18 protein-coding genes and 1 riboswitch are annotated in these 18,325 nt (G+C 73.8%); of the genes, 13 read left to right on the top strand and 5 right to left on the bottom strand.

Features of this window, described 5'->3' with window-relative positions; all coding sequences use genetic code 11:
- Positions 1-170: 170 nt before the first annotated feature.
- Positions 171-1,190, bottom strand: a complete 1,020-nt coding sequence (fbaA, locus tag LEP48_RS01555; RefSeq protein ID WP_225563756.1) for a class II fructose-bisphosphate aldolase — start codon at positions 1,188-1,190, stop codon at positions 171-173.
- A gap of 111 nt (positions 1,191-1,301) precedes the next feature.
- Complete coding sequence (locus LEP48_RS01550) at positions 1,302-1,991, bottom strand: TrmH family RNA methyltransferase (RefSeq protein ID WP_225563755.1); 690 nt, start codon at positions 1,989-1,991, stop codon at positions 1,302-1,304.
- A gap of 109 nt (positions 1,992-2,100) precedes the next feature.
- Between LEP48_RS01550 and LEP48_RS01545 the strand changes: the two genes are divergently transcribed.
- Together LEP48_RS01545 and LEP48_RS01540 are read left to right on the top strand one after the other, a co-directional pair.
- The gene (locus LEP48_RS01545) at positions 2,101-2,841 is read left to right on the top strand and encodes an HAD-IIA family hydrolase (RefSeq protein ID WP_225564093.1); all 741 of its coding nucleotides are present in this window, start codon (positions 2,101-2,103) and stop codon (positions 2,839-2,841) included.
- The gene (locus LEP48_RS01540; protein WP_225563754.1) at positions 2,834-3,121 is read left to right on the top strand and encodes a hypothetical protein; all 288 of its coding nucleotides are present in this window, start codon (positions 2,834-2,836) and stop codon (positions 3,119-3,121) included. Before LEP48_RS01545 ends, LEP48_RS01540 begins: the two co-directional genes overlap by 8 nt.
- 14 nt (positions 3,122-3,135) lie before the next feature.
- Here the strand turns inward: LEP48_RS01540 and pyrE are convergent, their stop codons facing one another.
- A complete protein-coding gene (gene pyrE, locus LEP48_RS01535; RefSeq protein WP_225563753.1) occupies positions 3,136-3,717 on the bottom strand; it encodes an orotate phosphoribosyltransferase in 582 nt (193 codons plus the stop codon).
- A gap of 130 nt (positions 3,718-3,847) precedes the next feature.
- Here pyrE and LEP48_RS01530 point away from each other — a divergent pair, with 130 nt between their 5' ends.
- The 3 genes from LEP48_RS01530 (at position 3,848) to LEP48_RS01520 (ending at position 6,715) form a co-directional block, all read left to right on the top strand.
- A complete protein-coding gene (locus LEP48_RS01530; protein WP_225563752.1) occupies positions 3,848-4,810 on the top strand; it encodes an ATP-binding cassette domain-containing protein in 963 nt (320 codons plus the stop codon).
- Positions 4,807-5,625, top strand: a complete 819-nt coding sequence (locus LEP48_RS01525; RefSeq protein ID WP_225563751.1) for an ABC transporter permease — start codon at positions 4,807-4,809, stop codon at positions 5,623-5,625. The genes LEP48_RS01530 and LEP48_RS01525 overlap by 4 nt, the downstream gene beginning before the upstream one ends.
- Positions 5,626-5,689: 64 nt before the next feature.
- Positions 5,690-6,715 carry a TetR/AcrR family transcriptional regulator gene (locus tag LEP48_RS01520; RefSeq protein ID WP_225563750.1) on the top strand — a complete coding sequence of 342 codons (1,026 nt, stop codon included), beginning with the start codon at positions 5,690-5,692 and terminating at the stop codon, positions 6,713-6,715.
- Positions 6,716-6,768: 53 nt separating this feature from the next.
- On the opposite strand, the gene LEP48_RS01515 is transcribed toward LEP48_RS01520, so the two are convergent.
- Positions 6,769-7,542 (bottom strand): SDR family NAD(P)-dependent oxidoreductase, encoded by a 774-nt coding sequence (locus LEP48_RS01515; RefSeq protein ID WP_225563749.1) that lies wholly within the window; start codon positions 7,540-7,542, stop codon positions 6,769-6,771.
- 98 nt (positions 7,543-7,640) lie between these two features.
- On the opposite strand from LEP48_RS01515, the gene LEP48_RS01510 reads away from it, so the two are divergent.
- The 5 genes from LEP48_RS01510 to LEP48_RS01490 all read left to right on the top strand — a co-directional run bounded on the left by LEP48_RS01510 (position 7,641) and on the right by LEP48_RS01490 (position 11,866).
- Positions 7,641-8,150, top strand: coding sequence for a VOC family protein (locus LEP48_RS01510; protein WP_225563748.1), 510 nt, complete (start codon positions 7,641-7,643; stop codon positions 8,148-8,150).
- A 122-nt stretch (positions 8,151-8,272) separates the two neighbouring features.
- Positions 8,273-9,103 carry a MerR family transcriptional regulator gene (locus tag LEP48_RS01505; protein ID WP_225563747.1) on the top strand — a complete coding sequence of 277 codons (831 nt, stop codon included), beginning with the start codon at positions 8,273-8,275 and terminating at the stop codon, positions 9,101-9,103.
- Positions 9,104-9,139: 36 nt separating this feature from the next.
- Positions 9,140-9,973: an exodeoxyribonuclease III gene (locus LEP48_RS01500; protein WP_225563746.1), complete on the top strand. Its 834-nt coding sequence runs from the start codon at positions 9,140-9,142 to the stop codon at positions 9,971-9,973.
- Entirely contained in the window at positions 9,970-10,629 is a 660-nt protein-coding gene (locus LEP48_RS01495; RefSeq protein ID WP_225563745.1) for a septum formation family protein, read from the top strand. The genes LEP48_RS01500 and LEP48_RS01495 overlap by 4 nt, the downstream gene beginning before the upstream one ends.
- 227 nt (positions 10,630-10,856) lie before the next feature.
- A riboswitch (cyclic di-AMP (ydaO/yuaA leader) is annotated at positions 10,857-11,015 on the top strand.
- A complete protein-coding gene (locus LEP48_RS01490) occupies positions 11,012-11,866 on the top strand; it encodes a C40 family peptidase (protein WP_225563744.1) in 855 nt (284 codons plus the stop codon). (Overlaps the previous riboswitch by 4 nt.)
- A gap of 102 nt (positions 11,867-11,968) precedes the next feature.
- Here LEP48_RS01490 and clpB read toward each other — a convergent pair whose 3' ends face one another.
- Complete coding sequence (gene clpB, locus LEP48_RS01485; RefSeq protein ID WP_225563743.1) at positions 11,969-14,572, bottom strand: ATP-dependent chaperone ClpB; 2,604 nt, start codon at positions 14,570-14,572, stop codon at positions 11,969-11,971.
- Between the two features lie 156 nt (positions 14,573-14,728).
- Between clpB and LEP48_RS18670 the strand changes: the two genes are divergently transcribed.
- The 3 genes from LEP48_RS18670 (at position 14,729) to LEP48_RS01470 (ending at position 18,292) form a co-directional block, all read left to right on the top strand.
- Positions 14,729-15,694: a DUF3153 domain-containing protein gene (locus tag LEP48_RS18670; protein WP_225563742.1), complete on the top strand. Its 966-nt coding sequence runs from the start codon at positions 14,729-14,731 to the stop codon at positions 15,692-15,694.
- Positions 15,687-16,676 carry an alpha/beta hydrolase gene (locus tag LEP48_RS01475; RefSeq protein ID WP_225563741.1) on the top strand — a complete coding sequence of 330 codons (990 nt, stop codon included), beginning with the start codon at positions 15,687-15,689 and terminating at the stop codon, positions 16,674-16,676. Before LEP48_RS18670 ends, LEP48_RS01475 begins: the two co-directional genes overlap by 8 nt.
- Positions 16,677-16,765: 89 nt before the next feature.
- Positions 16,766-18,292, top strand: a complete 1,527-nt coding sequence (locus LEP48_RS01470) for an AlkA N-terminal domain-containing protein (protein WP_225563740.1) — start codon at positions 16,766-16,768, stop codon at positions 18,290-18,292.
- Positions 18,293-18,325 lie beyond the last annotated feature (33 nt).

Below are 18,325 nucleotides of genomic sequence, written 5' to 3'. Positions count from 1 at the left end.
CCACCCCCCCCCCCCCCCCCCCCCCCCCGCCCACCACACGTGCCGCCCCCCCCCCCGGGGGGGGGCCCCCCCCCCCCCCGCCCCGCCCCTGCTTCTCGGTACGGTGCACGATGCTCCTGTGCACGCTGCTCCGGCGCTCGGCGCCACGGCGCGTGGTGCCGAGCGTGCGATCACATCTTGTGGCCGGCGGAGCGCAGCTGCTGCGCGGCCTCGACGATGCGAGCCGCCATGCCGCCCTCGGCCAGCTTGCCCCAGGCGCGCGGGTCGTAGGCCTTCTTGTTGCCGACCTCGCCGTCCACCTTCAGGACGCCGTCGTAGTTGCGGAAGAAGTGGTCCGCGACGGGACGCGAGAACGCGTACTGCGTGTCGGTGTCGATGTTCATCTTGATGACGCCGTGGTCCACCGCCTCGGAGATCTCCTCGGCCGTGGAGCCGGAGCCACCGTGGAACACGAGATCGAACGGGTTCTGGATGCCGACCTCGGCACCCACGGACTTCTGGATCTCGGCGAGGATCGACGGGCGGAGCTTGACCGCGCCCGGCTTGTACACGCCGTGCACGTTGCCGAAGGTGAGCGCCGTCAGGTAGCGGCCCTTCTCGCCCACGCCGAGGGCGCGGACCGTCGCCAGGCCGTCCTCGGCGGTGGTGTACAGCTTCTCGTTGATCTCGGCCTCGTGGCCGTCCTCCTCGCCACCCACGACGCCGACCTCGATCTCGAGGATCGTGCGCGCGGCCTGCGAGAGCTCGAGCAGCTCGGCGGCGATGACGAGGTTCTCGTCCAGCGGGATGTCCGAGCCGTCGAACATGTGGGACTGGAAGGTCGGGTTCTTGCCGGCCTTGACCTGCTCCGCCTCGAGGGCGAGCAGCGGGCGGACCCAGGAGTCGAGGTTCTTCTTGACGCAGTGGTCCGTGTGGATCGCGATGTTCACCGAGTAGTTCTTCGCGACCTCGGTGGCGTAGGCGGCCAGCGCGAGCGAGCCGACGACGCGGTCCTTGATCGTGGAGCCGGAGGCGTACTCGCCGCCGCCCACGGAGACCTGGATGATGCCGTCCGACTCGGCCTCGGCGAAGCCCTGGAGCGCGGCGGTCACGGTCTGCGACGAGGTGATGTTGACGGCGGGGTAGGCAAACTTGCCGGCCTTCGCCCGGTCGATCATCTCGGCGTAGACCTCGGGGGTTGCGATAGGCATCTGCGGTACTCCAATGACGGGGCGTACGGGGATGCACCGGGCTGCGACGTCGCGACGGACACCGAGCTGCCCGCATGCAGAGACGATTTTCTCACGTCCGGGTCGTGGACGTCACATGCCGTCGGTTCCGTGAGATGGGGCGAGCCAGCGCCCTGCCCACGCGTGCATGGCGATCGCGCCCGCGGCGCCGGCGTTGAGGGATCGCGTCGACCCGTGCTGGGTGATGTGCGCGACGTCGGTGCAGGCGGCCTGCGCGTCGGCCGTCAGGCCCGCGGACTCCTGCCCGAAGAACAGCACGCACCGCGCCGGCAGGGCGTACCCCTCCAGCGGCACCGAGCCGGGCACGTTGTCGATCCCCACGACGGCGAGCCCCGCGGCGTCCGCCCAGCCCGCGAGAGCGGTCGCGTCCGGATGGTGGTGGACGTGCAGGTAACGGTCGGTGACCATCGCGCCGCGCCGGTTCCACCGCCGCCGTCCGACGATGTGCACGCCCGCCGCGTTGAACGCGTTCGCGGTGCGCACCACCGAGCCGATGTTGAGGTCGTGCGCCCAGTTCTCGACCGCGACGTGCAGCTGCCGGTCGGCCGGGCGGCGCGCGTCGAGGTCGGCACGGACGGCGTCGACGGTCCAGTACCGGTAGCCGTCGACGACGTTGCGCCGGTCGCCGTGCGCGAGCAGCTCCGGGTCGTACCGCGGGTCGGGTGCGCCGTCGGGCAGGCGGGGCCAGGTGTCAGGTCCGCCGGGCCAGGGGCCGACGCCGACCTCGCGCGCGTCGTCGGCACCCTGCGTGATCGTCGTCATGCGCCCATCCTGCGGTACCGACCGACCCGCGGACGCCGGGCGCGGGGGCCGGTCCGCGCACTAGGGTGGCGGCGTGAGCGAGCGGAAGATCGAGTCCTGGCTGACCGACATGGACGGCGTGCTGGTGCACGAGGGCAAGGCCATCCCCGGGGCGCCCGAGTTCGTGCGTGCCCTGCGGGACGCGGAGCGCCCGTTCCTCATCCTCACGAACAACTCGATCTTCACGCCGCGCGACCTGCGCGCCCGGCTCGCGACGTCGGGCATCGACGTGCCGGAGGAGGCGATCTGGACGTCGGCGCTCGCGACGGCGAAGTTCCTGCACGACCAGATCCCCGCCGGGTCGGCGTACCCCGTCGGCGAGGCCGGGCTGACGACGGCCCTCTACGAGGCCGGGTACACGCTCACCGAGGCGGACCCGGACTACGTGGTGCTGGGCGAGACCCGCACGTACTCGTTCGAGGCGATCACCAAGGCGATCCGCCTGGTGCGTGGCGGGGCCCGGTTCATCGCGACCAACCCGGACACGACCGGGCCCTCCGCGGAGGGCCCCCTGCCCGCGACGGGCGCCGTCGCCGCGATGATCCAGGCCGCCACGGGCCGGTCGCCCTACTACGTGGGCAAGCCCAACCCGATGATGTTCCGCTCCGCGCTCAACCGCATCGACGCCCACTCGGAGACGACGGCGATGATCGGCGACCGCATGGACACCGACGTCGTCGCCGGCATCGAGGCGGGACTCGAGACCTTCCTCGTCATGACGGGGTCGACCGCCGCCGACGAGGTGGACACCTACCCGTTCCGCCCGTCCCACGTCGTCGACTCCGTGGCCGACCTCGTCGACCGTGTCTGACTCCCCGGCGCGCGACATTCCCGCCGACGGGCCGGCGCCCGCCCGCGGCCGGCGGTGGGCGGCGGCGGCGGTCGTCGCGGGTGCCGTGCTGCTCACCGTCGGCGCCTGGCAGGCGCTGACCTGGGACTTCAGGGTCGGGTGGTTCGCCTACGCTCCCCTGTCGGACACCACCTTCACCCCGGTGATCCCGAACTACTGGCTTCCGACCGCGCTGATCGGCGTGGGAGCGCTGCTGGTCGGTCTGGGCGCCGGCTTCCTGCTCGGCCGCCGGCGCCCCTGACGCACGGCTCCCGGTCAGGCCTGCAGGCCGAGGTCCGCCAGGTCGAAGAGGTAGTGGTACGGCACGCCGAGCGCCTCGATCTTCTCGCCGGCGCCGGTGGCCCGGTCGACGATGGTCGCGCAGCCCAGCACCTGCGCCCCGGCGGCGCGCAGCGCCTCGATGGCGGTGATCGGCGACCCGCCGGTCGTGGTGGTGTCCTCCAGCACGACGACCTTGCGGCCCGCCACCTCCGGGCCCTCGACCTGGCGCTGCATGCCGTGCGCCTTGGCGGCCTTGCGGACGACGAACGCGTCGAGCTCCTGCCCGCGTGACGCGGCGGCGTGCAGCAGCGCGGTGGCGATCGGGTCGGCGCCGAGGGTCAGCCCACCGACGGCGTCGACCTCGGCCGTGCCGAGCCCGACCTCCTCGAGCCGGTCGAGCAGGACGTGGCCCACGAGCGGCGCGGCGCGGTGGTGCAGCGTGATCCGGCGCAGGTCGACGTAGTAGTCGGCCTCCTTGCCGGAGGAGAGCGTCACCTTCCCGTGCACGACGGCGAGCTCGGAGATGAGGTCGCGCAGCTGCTCGCGGGGGGTCGGGGAGAAGTCGGCGGTCGTCACGGCCCCCAGCCTACGGCCAGCCCCGGCCGGTGTATCCGGCACTCGAGGTGTATTGCCAACACTCTGTGTATCCCATACGCTCGTGTACGCCGTACACGTCCAGCCGCACCACCTCCACGAGGGGACCGTCATGAACGACCCGATGATCGACGTCCGGGGACTGCGCAAGTCCTACGGTCGCACCGACGTGCTGCGCGGCGTCGACCTCGCCGTCCGGCGCGGCGAGATCTTCGCCCTGCTCGGACCGAACGGCGCCGGCAAGACCACCGCCGTCAACATCCTCACCACCCTGGTCCGGCCCGACGCCGGGACCGCGACCATCGCGGGCGCCGACGTCGTCCGCGACCCCGCCGCCGTCCGCCGCGCCATCGCCCTGACCGGTCAGTACGCCTCGGTGGACGAGTTCCTGACCGGCGAGGAGAACCTCGTCATGATGGCCGACCTCGCCCACCTGCCGAGACGCACCGTGCGGCATCGCGCCCACGAGCTCCTGGAGCGCTTCGACCTCACCGGCGCCGCCCGCCGTCGCGTCTCGACCTACTCCGGCGGGATGCGACGCCGCCTCGACCTCGCCATCAGCCTCGTCGCCGACCCGCGGGTGCTCGTGCTCGACGAGCCCACGACCGGCCTCGACCCGGCGTCGCGCTCCCAGCTCTGGGACGTCGTCCGCTCCCTCGCCGCGGACGGCACCACCATCCTGCTCACCACCCAGTACCTCGAGGAGGCCGACCGCCTCGCCGACACGATCGCCGTCCTCGCCGAGGGCCGGATCGCCGCGCGCGGCACGGCGAGCGAGCTCAAGGCCCTCGTCGCGGGCGACCACGTGCGGGTCTCCTTCCAGGACGCCGCCAGCCTGGACGGCGCGCGTGCCCTCGCCGTCGCCGGGCTCGACCAGGCCGAGACCGACGACAAGGCGCTCGCCCTGACGTTCCCCAGCACCGAGCCCGTGCGCGCCATCCGCGACGTCCTGGAGCACGCGGAGACCCGCGGCCTGGCCGTCGCCGCCGTGAGCGTCGTCAAGCCCACCCTCGACGACGTCTTCCTCGCCCTCACCCGCACCGACACGCGCTCAGCCGAGGAGGCCCAGCGATGACCACAACCCTGCCGGCACCCGCCACCGCCCCCGCCCGTCCGGGGCCGACCGGGCGTCGCGGCGCACCGCTGCGCGACGTCGCCACCATGACCCGGCGCGAGGCACGGCGCTCGCTGCGCTCCGTCGACAGCCTCATCAACGCCTTCGCGCTGCCCGTGCTGATCATGTCCGTGTTCGTCGTCATCTTCGGCGGCGCGATCTCCGGGCCCGGCGGCGGCTACATCGACTACGTCGTGCCCGGCGTCCTCGTCATGTGCCTGGGCATGAACTCCGGGTCGGCCGCCGTCGCCGTGGCGCAGGACATGACCTCCGGCACGATCGACCGCTTCAAGACGCTGCCGATCTTCAGCTCGTCGGCCCTGTGGGGGCACGTCTTCGCGAGCGTCGTGCGCAATCTGGCCTCGGCCGCGCTGGTGGTCCTCGTGGCCGTCGCGTACGGGTTCCGCCCCGGGGCGGCCCTCGGCGACTGGCTCGGCTTCGCCGCCTTCGCCGTGCTCGCCGTCCTGACCTTCACCTGGATCAGCGTGACCCTCGGCCTGGTGCTGAGCGTCGAGGCCTCGATGTCCGTCAACATGATCTTCCTCTTCGTGCCCTACCTCAGCTCCGGTTTCGTGGCGGTCGAGACCATGCCCGCGTGGCTGCACGGCTTCGCCGAGCACCAGCCCTTCACCCCGGTCATCGAGTCGGTGCGCGGGCTCCTGGCCGGCGCACCCGACGCCGGCACGATCCTCACGGCGTGCGCCTGGCTCGGCGGCCTGCTCCTCGCGAGCGTCCTCGCCGGTGGCGTGCTCTACCGGCGCCGGACCGCCCGCTGAACCTCCGCACCGGTCCCGTCGGTCGGGCCGTCGACCGACGGGACGGATCAGGGATGATGTGGCCATGACGGACCTGCCGGAGCTCCCGCCCCAGCTCGCGCTCGCCTGGGGGATCGCCGAACGGCCGGAACGCGCCCCACGGCGGGAGCTCAGCATCGAGCGCATCGTCGAGGCCGCCATCGAGATCGCGGACGCCGAAGGGCTGGGCGGGGTCTCCATGGCTCGGGTCGCCAAGAGCCTCGGCTTCACGACGATGTCCCTGTACCGGTACGTCACCAGCAAGGACGACCTGCTGCTGCTCATGCAGGAGGCCGCCATCGTCGTCGACTTCCCGCCGGCCCGCGAGCCCGCCGACTGGCGGGCGGAGCTGCGCGAGTGGGCGCTGCTCGTGATGGCGGCGTTCCGGATCCACCCCTGGGTGCTCGACATCCCCATCACGGGGCCGCCGATGACGCCCTCGAACCTGCGCGCCCTCGACGCCGGGCTGCGCGCGCTGCGGTCCACGCCGCTCGAGGACGGCGAGAAGATCGCGACGATCATGCTCGTCAACGGGTACGCCCGCAACGAAGCGCTCCTCCTGCGCGACCTCGGTCGCGCCGAGGCCGCGGGGGACGTCTCGAACGCGCACGGCCCCGAGCTCGCCGCGACCCTGGCCCAGCTCGTCGACGACGTCCGCTTCCCCTGGCTGCACCCGCTGGTCCAGCGCGGCAACTACCTGCCCGACGAGCCAGGGCTGGACGAGATCGACGACGTCGCCTGGGGCCTCGAGCGCCTGCTCGACGGCCTCGGGACGTACGTCGCCGCCCGCAGCGGCGTCACCCACCCGGCAGACGACACCGAGGGTGCCGCGGCCGGCACGCCGCCCGACGCCACGCCGGACCCAGAGGTGGTCGCGGCGCTCGAGCTGGCCGCCGCCTACTCGTCGGACGCCAAGGTCAAGAAGGCCGCCGGCAAGCGCAAGGAGGCCGACAAGCGGGTCCGGGAGGCGCAGAAGCGGGTGCGTGAGCTGGAGAAGGCCGCGCGTGACGCCGTCAAGGCGGAGGCCGAGGCGGCGCGGGCCGCCGCGGAGCGGGCGCGCACGGCCGACTAGGGGCCGCGGCCTGCGAGAGGCCGGCCGTGCGACCGGGGGCAGGCCGCTCGCGGTCAGCGGTAGTGGCCGACGGCGCGCACCGCACCACGCGGCAGCACCCGCAGCAGCGCGGACGCCGCCTTGTACCGCGCGGACGGCGTGGAGATGACGACGCCGCGGCGCACGTCCGCGAGCGCCTCGGACACCACGGCCGGCGCGGTGAGCCAGCCGACCTCGGGGACCGTGCCCATGTCGATGCCGGCCCGGTCGTGGAACTCCGTGTGCACGAAGCCGGGGCACACGACGGTCGCGGTGACGCCGGTGCCCTTCAGCTCGACGGCCAGCCCCTCGGTGAAGGTCCGCACGTAGGCCTTCGCGGCGGCGTACGAGCCGCCCGCGGTCAGGGCGGCCACGGACGCGACGTTGATGATCGCGCCGCGCCCGCGGGACCGCATCTGGCCGGCCCCGGCGTGGGAGAGCTGGACCACGGCCCGGACCATCACGTCGAGGGCCTTCAGCTCCACGTCCAGGTCGCCGCCCACGAAGCGCTGTGCGGTGGCGAAGCCCGCGTTGTTGACGAGCAGCCCGACCGGGCGGCGGTCGTCGCCGTCCTCGTCCCCCGTGACGGCGAGCCGCTCGGCGACGCGGGCGACGTCGTCGGGCACGGAGAGGTCGGCGGACAGCACCTCCACCCGGACCCCCGCGGCGGCGCGGACCTGAGCCGCGACCTGCTCGAGGCGCTCGGTGTCACGCGCGACGAGCACGACGTCGTGGCGCGCGGTGGCGAGCTGCCAGGTGAACTCCAGGCCGAGTCCGGAGGTGGCTCCGGTGACGAGCGCGGTACCCATGGTGGCAGCCTAGAGCGTCCGGCGCGTCGGCAGGACCGCGACCCGCGCCGTCACCGGAGGCTTGACCCTGACGCGACGTGAGGGCTCACGCTGGCCGCATGACCGACACCTTCACCGCGTTCAGCATCAGCCCCGTCCCGCCGCCCGGCCTCGGCGTGCAGCCGCCCGAGCAGTTCCACGGCATCTACGGCATGCCCATGTTCGTCACCGTCCCGACCGCCGACCTCGAGGCCTCCACCGACTTCTGGGTGCGCGGCCTCGGGTTCTTCGTCATCTTCTCCGCACCGGGCACCGTCGTGCACCTGCGCAGGTGGGCGTTCCAGGACGTGCTCCTCGTGCCGGCGCCGCCCGCCGACGCCGCTGGCCCGCTGGGCGTGAGCTTCTCGTGCGTGCTGAGCCAGGTCGACGAGATCGCGGCCGCCTGCGAGGAGGTCGTGCCCGGCTCCACGACCGGCCCGCAGCTGCGGCCCTGGGGAACGGTGGAGGTGGAGATCACCACCCCTGAGCGCACCCGGGTGGTCATGACGGCCGCCCGCCCGTGGGACCCCGCCAGCCCCGAGGCGCAGACCGTGCGCGACCAGCTGGGCTTCGGAGCCCCGGAGGAGTGACGGTCCCCCTGCCCCGAGATCGAGGTACCCGTCGCGAGGTCGACCCACCGAAGGTCGATCTCGCGACGGCTACCTCGATCTCGCGGCGGAAGGAGGTGCCCACCACGGGCAGACTGGGCGACATGGCGTCAGGCAGCCTCCCCTCGCGGCCCGACGCCGGCGACCCCGACGCCGGCGCGCTCACCGTCGGCGCCGCGGCACGGGCCGCCGGCGTGACCGTCCGCACGCTGCACCACTGGGACTCCGTCGGGCTCGTGCGGCCGTCCGGACGCACGACGAGCGGGTACCGCCTGTACACGCCCTGGGACCTGGCCCGCGTGCACCGGGTGGTGCTCTACCGCGACCTCGACGTACCGCTCGAGGAGATCGGCGCGCTGCTGGACGCTCCCGAGGGTGCGGACGCCTCCCTGCGCCGTCAGCGCGACCTGGTCCGTGAGCGCCTGCACCGGCTCGAGCGGGCGGCCGGGGCGCTGGACCGCCTCGTCGAGGCGCGGGAGCGCGGCATCCTCCTGTCCGCCGAGGAGCAGGTGGCGCTGTTCGGCGAGAGCTGGCAGCCGTCGTCAGCCGTAGGGGCGCGCGAGCGGTGGGGCCACACCGACCAGTGGGCCCAGTACGCCGAGCGGGCGGCCTCCCGGACGGCCGCGGAGTGGCAGGCGGCCGCCGCCGAGTCCGACGCCGTGGTGACCGCGCTGGCCGACGCCATGGGCCGCGGCGTGCGGCCCGGGAGCGACGCGGCCGACGCGCTGGCCGAGCGGCACCGCGCGTCGCTCGGCGCCTACTTCGACGTCACGCACGCCATGCACGTCTGCGTCGGCCGGATGTACGCCGAGGACCCCGGGTTCGCGGAGCACCACGACGCGCGACGGCCGGGCCTGACGGCGTGGCTGCGCGACGTCATCGACGCCAACGCCCGCGCGCACGGCGTCGATCCCGAGACGGCGACCTGGGAGTGAGCGGCGCGCGTCCGGCGCGCCGGTAGCCTGGCACCCGTGCGCCTGGCCACCTGGAACGTCAACTCCGTCCGCGCCCGCGTCGACCGGGTGATCGCCTTCCTGGACCGCTCGGGCACGGACGTCCTGGCGATCCAGGAGACCAAGTGCCGCGACGAGCAGTTCCCCGTCGGGGCCTTCGAGGCCGCGGGCTACGAGGTCGCGCACACCGGGTTCTCCGCGTGGAACGGCGTCGCGGTCGTGTCCCGGGTCGGGCTGTCGGACGTCGAGACGTCGTTCGCCGGCCAGCCGGGCTTCGCGAAGGCGTCCGCCGACGCCGCCGGCGTCCCTACCCTGCTCGACGCAGCGCCCCCGGTCGAGGCTCGTGCGCTCGGCGCCACCTGCGGCGGCGTGCGCGTGTGGTCGCTGTACGTGCCGCACGGGCGCGCGGTCGGCGACCCGCACTACGCCTACAAGCTCGCGTGGCTGGCGGCGCTGCGCGACGAGGCCGCCCGCTGGCTCGCGGCCGACCCCGCGGCGCAGGTCGCGCTCACGGGTGACTGGAACGTGATCCCGCTCGACACCGACGTCTACGACCCGGCGGCGTTCGTGGGACACACGCACGTCACCGCGCCCGAGCGGGAGGCGTTCGCCGCCTTCGAGCGGGCGGGGTACACCGAGGTCACGCGGGAGCACCTGCCGGCCGAGCATCTGTACACCTACTGGGACTACCAGCAGCTCGCCTTCCCCCGGAACAAGGGCATGCGCATCGACTTCGCCTACGCCTCCCCCGCGCTGCGCGACCGGGTGACCGGCGTCGTCATCGACCGTGAGGAGCGCAAGGGCAAGGGCGCGAGCGACCACGTGCCGGTGATCCTGGACCTCGACGCATGACCGGCGGCCCGGACGACCTGTCGTTCACCTCGCCGTCGTCGCCCGACCTGGTGCCCGCGGCCGGGGTCGAGGACCTCGCGCTGCCCTCCGTGGCACCCGAGGTCGGCGCGGCCGCGGGGCCGCCCTCCGGCCGGGTCGGGCGCCCGTCCCGACGCCCCCTCGGCCCCCGGGCACGGCGGCGCGTGCGCATCGCGGTCGTCGTCGGCGTCGCGGTGGTGCTCGTCGCGGCGGGCGTGACGCTCGGGGTGCTGCAGTGGCGGGACGCCGCGTGGGAGCCGGTGACCGCCGATGTCGACGAGCCCACCGAGGTCAACGCCGTCCAGCTCGTGCTCGGGTCCTGCCTCGACGAGCTGCCCGCCGACGGACCGGTGGGCCGCGTGCGCGTGGTGCCGTGCGACGAGCCGCACCGCGCGCAGGTGGTGGGCCGCACGGATGCCGCCCGCACCGCCGTGTGGACGGGCGCGCCGGACGCGGTGCGCCGCGCCTCGCTCGCCTGCGGGCCGGACCTGCTGGGGCCCGCGGGTCGCGAGTCCGCCGACACGCTGCGGTTCGTCGTCTGGACGCCGAGCAAGGAGTCCTGGGAGGCCGGGGACCGCACCGGGCTGTGCCTGGCGGCGTCGGACGACGACCGGTCCGGGTCGATCCTCGACCGGTAGTGCGGTCCGCGTGATCTTGGTCACGAGCGTCAGGTCGACGGGCGCCGGAATCGCGACGAGATGTCCGGGTCCTCCTGGGGAGACGTGGCGACGGCACGCTGTCACGGCGACACGCGCGTCGTTACCGGACTGTGACCATCGGGCCGCTGTGGGTTAGCGTCCCTCGACCGACCACGTCGCATGTGGCCGGCGACGGGTCGCAGCCGAGTGCTGCCGGCGGCCCGGTACCCCCTCTGAGACCTACGGCAGCAGCGGGAGAACCACCTTCGGCCGGAGCCTGACGACGCGTCGCGCACCGGACTTGGGGTTAAGCCGTCCACGGACGGCAGGCCAACGATCTCGGCCTCACCCGACAGCTCATCTCGCAGGCTCGAGAGGTCACATGTCTTCCACCGAACTGTCGCGCGCCGGTACGGCCGCCGCGATGACGCGGCCCCGCCGGGTGCTCGTCGCCCTCGGCCTCGTCGCCACCCTCACCGGCGGCGGTCTCGTCGCCCAGGCCGGCCAGGCGTCCGCAGCCCCGGTCAGCGCCGCGACCGCCAGCGGCGTCGCGTCCGCGACCAGCACCGCGAAGAAGCCGGCCCGGCCCAAGCCGAAGGTCTCCCTGAGCGCGACCAGGACGACAGTCGCCAAGACCACCTCGAAGAAGTCACGGCCGCACATCTCCGTGAAGGCGACCCGTTCCGGCGACGCCATCGGCGGCCGGGCGAAGCTGGTCGTCAACAACAAGGTCGTCAGCACCAAGAAGCTGTCCAAGGGCAAGGCGCGGTTCAACCCCACCTGGTCCATGTACAAGGTCGGCAAGAACAAGGTGCGCGTCGTCGTCACCCCGTCCAGCTCCAAGATCGGCCCGAAGTCGTCGCGGACCATCAAGATCACCGCCAAGAAGGCCGGCTCGAAGGTCGTCAGCGTGGCCTCGAGGTACATCGGCGCGAAGTACGTCTACGGCGGCTCGTCCCCGAAGGGCTTCGACTGCTCGGGCTTCACGTCGTACGTCTACAAGAAGGCCATCGGCAAGAACCTGCCGCGTTCCTCGTCGGCGCAGAAGAAGGTCGGCAAGACCATCTCGCGCTCCAAGGCCAAGCCCGGCGACCTCGTCTGGTCACCCGGTCACGTCGCGATCTACGCCGGCAAGGGCAAGGTCATCGAGGCCGCGCGCCCGGGCGTCGGCGTCGTGAAGCGCGCGATCTGGCAGAGCAACCCCACCTTCATCCGCGTGAGCAGCAAGGCGGTCTGACCCGCCCGTCCCCGCGGGTGGCACGACGAGGGCGAGAACTCGGTTCCGAGCTCTCGCCCTCGTCGTCCGTCCAGCATCGTCCATGCGGCGGTCAGGCGGCGGTCAGGCGGCGGCGACGGTGAGGCCCGTGCCCTCCGGGTCGCGGTCGACGACGACCGTGTCGCCGTCGGTCACCTCGCCCGCCAGCAGCCGCTTCGCGAGACGGTCTCCGATCTCGCGCTGCACCAGCCGGCGCAGCGGGCGCGCCCCGTACGCGGGGTCGAAGCCCTCCAGCGCCAGCCACTCTCGTGCCGCGTCCGAGACCTCCAGCACGATGCGCCGATCCGCGAGCCGGCGCGCGAACGCCGCGACCTGCAGGTCGACGATCCGCCCCAGCTCCTCGACGGTCAGCGCGTCGAAGACCACCACGTCGTCGAGCCGGTTGAGGAACTCCGGCTTGAACGACGCCCGCACGGCCGCCATCACGGCCTCGCGCCTCGCGTCGTCGTCCAGCATCGGGTCCACGAGGAACTGCGAGCCGAGGTTCGACGTCAGCACGAGGATCGTGGACCGGAAGTCCACGGTGCGGCCCTGGCCGTCGGTGAGGCGGCCGTCGTCGAGCACCTGGAGCAGGATGTCGAAGACCTCCGGGTGCGCCTTCTCCACCTCGTCCAGCAGGACGACGGAGTACGGGCGCCGCCGCACGGCCTCGGTGAGCTGGCCACCCTCCTCGTAGCCGACGTAACCCGGGGGCGCCCCGACGAGCCGGGCGACGGAGTGCTTCTCGCCGTACTCGGACATGTCGATGCGCACCATGGCGCGCTCGTCGTCGAACAGGAAGTCCGCGAGCGCCTTGGCCAGCTCCGTCTTGCCCACGCCCGTGGGCCCGAGGAACAGGAACGAGCCCGTGGGCCGGTCCGGGTCGGCGACTCCGGCACGTGCCCGCCGGACGGCGTCGGAGACGGCGCGCACGGCACTCCTCTGCCCGATGAGCCGCTCTCCGAGCACGTCCTCCATGCTCAGCAGCTTCTCGGACTCGCCCTGCAGCAGCCGGCCGGCAGGGATGCCCGTCCAGGCCGAGACGACCTCGGCGATCTCGTCCGCACCGACCTTGTCGGCGATCATCGGCGCCTCGGCAGCGACGTCGCCGGACGCGTCCGACGCCTCCGCGTGCTCGGCCTCGGCGAGCTCCCGCTCGACGGCGGGGACCTCGCCGTACTGCACGCGTGCGGCGCCCTCGAGGTCGCCCTCGCGCAGCTTGCGCTCGGCCTCGACGCGCAGCTCGTCGAGCCGCGCTCGCAGGTCGCCGACCCGGTTGTGCCCGGCCTTCTCCGCCTCCCAGCGGGTCGTGAGCCCGCTGAGCTGCTCGCGCTTGTCCGCGAGGTCGGCGCGCAGCCGCTCGAGCCGCTCGACGCTCGCGGCGTCGGTGGACTCGCTGAGCACGACCTCCTCCATCTCGAGCCGCGTGACGGCCCGCTGCAGCTCGTCGATCTCGACGGGCGAGGAGTCGAGCTCCATGCGCAGCCGGCTCGCGGCCTCGTCGACGAGGTCGATGGCCTTGTCCGGGAGCTGTCGGCCGCTGATGTACCGGTCGGACAGCCCGGCGGCGGCCACCAGCGCGGAGTCGGCGATGGTGACCTTGTGGTGGGCCTCGTAGCGCTCCTTGAGGCCGCGGAGGATGGCGACGGTGTCCTCGACCGAGGGCTCGCCGACGAAGACCTGCTGGAACCGGCGCTCGAGAGCCGGGTCGGTCTCGATGTGCTCGCGGAACTCGTCGAGCGTCGTGGCGCCGACCATCCGCAGCTCGCCGCGCGCCAGCATCGGCTTGAGCATGTTGCCGGCGTCCATCGCGCCCTCGCCGCCGGCGCCCGCACCGACGACGGTGTGCAGCTCGTCGATGAAGGTCACGATCTCGCCGTCCGAGCCGGTGATCTCGTCGAGCACGGCCTTGAGCCGCTCCTCGAACTCGCCGCGGTACTTGGCGCCCGCGACCATCCCGGCGAGGTCGAGCGCGACGAGGCGCTTGCCCTGCAGGGAGTCGGGGACGTCGCCGGCGACGATCCGCTGGGCCAGGCCTTCGACGACGGCGGTCTTTCCGACGCCGGGGTCGCCGATGAGCACCGGGTTGTTCTTGGTGCGGCGGCTCAGCACCTGGATCACGCGGCGGATCTCGGAGTCCCGCCCGATGACGGGGTCGAGCTTGCCGTCGCGGGCGGCCTGGGTGAGGTCGGTGCCGTACTGCTCGAGAGCCTTGTACGTGCCCTCGGGGTTCCGGCTGGTGACGCGCGAGCTGCCGCGGACGGCGGGCAGCGCGGCCCGCAGCGCGTCGGGGGTGGCCCCGGCCCCGGTGAGCGCCTGCGCGGCGGAGGACTGCCCGGAGGCGATGGCGATGAGCAGGTGCTCGGTGGAGACGTAGTCGTCGCCGAGCGCCTCCGCCTCCTTGCCCGCTGCGTCGAGCATCGCCGTCGTCGCGCGCGAGGCCCGCGGGTCCGCGACGGCGGTGCCGCTGGCCTGGGGCAGCCCGACGAGGGCGGCGCGCGTGCGCTGGCCGACCTGCTGGGCGCTCGCCCCGACGGCCTCGAGCAGGCCCACGGCGGCACCGCCGGTCTGCTGCAGGAGCGCGGACAGCACGTGCACCGGCTCGAGCTGCGGGTTGCCCGCTGCCGAGGCCGTCTGCACGGCGTCGCCGAGCGCCTGCTGCGACATGGTCGTGAGCTTGATGTCCATGGAACCTCCGTGGGGCTCGATGCTGAGAAGCGGGTGGTGACGGTCAACCTGCCACGTTCAACCCGGCCAAAGTTGAGTGTATTCCGCTCAACTTTGATGGCAAGCCGGCAGCCTGCACCACTGGCCGCCGTGCCCCTCCTACGGGATGCTGGCCCGGTGAACACGATCACCCGGCCACGACGCCGTCTCCGCACCGCTCTCGCGGCCCTGCTCGCCACCGTCGGGCTGCTGGCCCTCGCCGGCTGCATGAAGGTCGACATGGACATGACGCTGTCGTCGGACGACACCGTCTCCGGATCCGTGGTCATGGCGGTCTCCAACCGGCTCGCGGAGTCCATGGACATGGAGCCGGGCGAGCTCTGGCAGCAAGGCTCCGGCGAGCTCGGCAGCGACCTGCCCGAGGGCGCCACCCAGGAGCCCTACGCGGACGACGAGTACACCGGGACGAAGTACACGTTCACGGACGCACCGCTGGACCAGTTCGGGGCCGACGACTCCGAGACGCTCTCCATCACGCGCGACGGCGACGACTTCGTCGTGGCCGGCACCATGGACATGAGCGACACGAGCCAGCTCGAGTCCCTGCCCGAGGGCGTCCGGGACGCCTTCGACATGCGTATCGCCATCACCTTCCCCGGCGCCGTCGACGCCGACGCGACCAACGGCGCCATCGAGGGCACCACGGTGACCTGGGCGCCGAAGATCGGCGAGGCCAACGAGCTGAAGGCCCGCGGCTCCGCCGTCGCCGGCAACGACTTCCCGTGGTGGCTCGTGGGCCTGGTGATCGGCATCCTCGTCATCGCCCTCGTCGTGGTGCTGGTGGTGCGCTCGCAGCGCTCCGGCTCATCCGCCGCCGTCTCCGGGCAACCCATGGGGGCACCGGTCGCCGACCCCGGCACCGTCCCGGGCACGGGCACCGGGCCGACGCCGGAGGAGCAGGTCTTCGGCACCCGCCCGGCCGCGGCTCCCGTGCCGGCCGAGCCGACCGCCGCAGCGCCCGCTCCGGCGAGCCAGTCCGCCACCGGGCCGACCCCGGAGCCGTTCGAGCCGAAGGGCGACAGCGAGCCGGAGAGCGGCCCCGACGCCGGACGCCGTCCGACGGACCCGCCGCACGGTGCCTGAGCACGGCACGGCCCCGGCGCCGGGCGTCTGGGGTGCTGACGTCCTGGGACCGGACTTCGAGGCACTGACCCTGCCGCTGCCCGAGGGCGCGGAGGCGACCCTCGTCCGGCACGTCCCGTCGACCCCCGGCACCGGGACGGTGGACGACGCGCGACGCGTCGCCGTGCTGTACGTGCACGGCTTTGTCGACTACTTCTTCCACCCGCACGTGGCGGCGGCGCTGGCCGGGCGCGGGTACGCCTTCTACGCCCTCGACCTGCGCGGCTACGGGCGTTCGCTCACCTCGCACACGGCCGCCGGGCACGACCCGAACCTCGTGACGGACCTGGCGCTGCATGCCCAGGACCTCGACGCCGCCGCGGCTGTCGTGCGTGCCGCCGGGCACGAGCGGCTCGTCGTGCTCGGCCACTCGACGGGCGGGCTCGTCGCGCCGCTGTGGGCGGCCGGGCGCACCGGACGGGCGGACGCGCTGGTCCTCAACAGCCCCTGGCTGGACCTCAACGAGGGGTGGCTGCAGCGCGGCCCGGCCACCTGGGCCATCGAGGCGATCGGTGGCGTCGCACCCCGGTTCGTGGTGGGCAGCATCCACGAGCACTACGGCCGGGCGCTGCATCACGCGTCGGGCGGCGAGTGGGAGTTCGACCTGACGTGGAAGCCGCACGAGGGCTTCCCGGCGCGGGCAGGGTGGATGCGCTCCGTGCGACGCGCGCACCGACGGGTCTCCCGTGGGCTGGGGCTCGACCTGCCGGTCCTCGTGCTGGCCTCCGACCGCTCCGGCCCGCACAAGACGTGGCACCCGGACGTGCTGACGACCGACTCCGTGCTGGACGTCGCCCACATCCGCGACCTGGGGCTCCGGCTCGGCCGGGACGTGACCGTCGTCGAGGTGGCCGGCGGCGCGCACGACCTGGCGCTCTCGCCGTCGCCCGCGCGCGAGCGGTACCTGGACACGGTCGCCGACTGGCTCGACACCCACGTCTAGCCGCAGCCGCGCTCCAGGCGGGAGCAGCGTTGACGGCCGTGTCCGATTCCCGCTAGCCCGGCGGGCCCGCGCCGGGTGAGGATGACGGCATGGCCACCACGACGCCGGCACCCGCACCGTTCCCGGACGCCCTGTTCGCCGGCCGGTACCGTGCCATCGCGGCGCGGGACACCCGGTTCGACGGGCAGTTCTTCACCGCCGTGCGCACCACCGGCATCTACTGCCGCCCGTCCTGCCCGGCGCGCACGCCGAAGCCGGAGAACGTGACCTTCTACGTCACGTCGGCCGCCGCGCACGACGCCGGCTACCGAGCCTGCAAGCGCTGCCTCCCGGAGGCCACGCCCGGCACCCCCGACTGGGACCTGCGCCGCGACGTCGCCGCCCGGGCCATGCGCCTCGTGGCCGACGGCGTGGTGGACCGCGACGGCGTCGAGGGGCTCGCCACGCGGCTCGGCTACAGCGTCCGCCAGGTGCACCGGGTGCTCACCGCCGAGCTCGGCGCGGGTCCGCTCGCGCTGGCCCGCGCACAGCGCGCGCAGACGGCGCGCGCGCTGATCGTGGGCACCGACCTGCCCCTGTCCGACGTCGCGTTCGCCGCCGGGTTCGGCTCGATCCGCCAGTTCAACGACACCGTCGCCGAGGTCTTCGACGTCACCCCCAGCACGCTGCGCGAGCGCCGCGGCCGGCGCCCGGCGGCGGGCGCCTCGGCGACGGGCGCTGGCGACGCGACACAGCTCGACCTGGTGCTGCCCGTGCGCGCCCCGTTCGACGCGCGCGGCACGCTCGCGTTCCTCGCCGCGCGCGCCGTCGCGGGCGTGGAGACGGCGGACCTCGACGGCCCCGCACCCCGCTATGCCCGTACGCTGCGCCTGCCGCACGGACCGGGCGCGTTCGAGGTGCGGTGGGACGGCCGGCTGCACCTGCACCTGGAGCTCCGCTCGCTCGCCGACGTGCCGGTCGTGGTCGCCCGGGTGCGCCGGCTCCTCGACCTGGACGCCGACCCGGTCGCCGTCGACCAGGCCCTCGGGGGCGACCCTGGACTTGCGCCGCACGTCGCCGCCGTGCCCGGGATCCGCGTGCCGGGCACGGTCGACCCGCACGAGCTCGTGGTCCGCGCGATCGTCGGTCAGCAGATCAGCGTCGCCGCCGCGCGCACGCACCTCGGCCGGCTGACGGTGGCTGCGGGCACCCCGTACGCCTCCCGGATCGACGGCCTGACCCACCTGTTCCCCACCGCCGCGCAGGTCGCCGGCGGCGCCGAGGAGCACCTGCGCCTGCCCGCCCGGTCACGCGCCGCCGTCGTGGGCACCGCCCGCGCGCTGGCCGACGGCGACCTCGTCGTCGACGTCGGGGCCGATCCTGACGCGTTGCGTGCCGCGCTCGTCGCCCGGCCGGGTATCGGGCCGTGGACCGCCGCATACGTCGCGATGCGCGTCATCGGCGACCCGGACGCCTGGCTCGACGGCGACGTCGCGCTGCTCTCGGGCGCCGCGGCAGTCGGGGTGCCGCTGCCCGACGGCGGACGGCCCGCCCGGAACCGTGCGCTGCGCGACCACGCCGCCCGCTGGGCGCCGTGGCGCTCCTACGCCGCCATGCACCTGTGGCGCCTCGCCTGACCCCCCGGCCCCGTGCCGCCCGACCCGAGGAGA

The organism is Isoptericola luteus (genome assembly GCF_020297055.1).
Lineage (GTDB): Bacteria > Actinomycetota > Actinomycetes > Actinomycetales > Cellulomonadaceae > Isoptericola > Isoptericola luteus.
The sequence above is the reverse complement of the archived record's forward strand: the minus strand, read 5'-3'. Positions and strand labels throughout refer to the sequence as shown.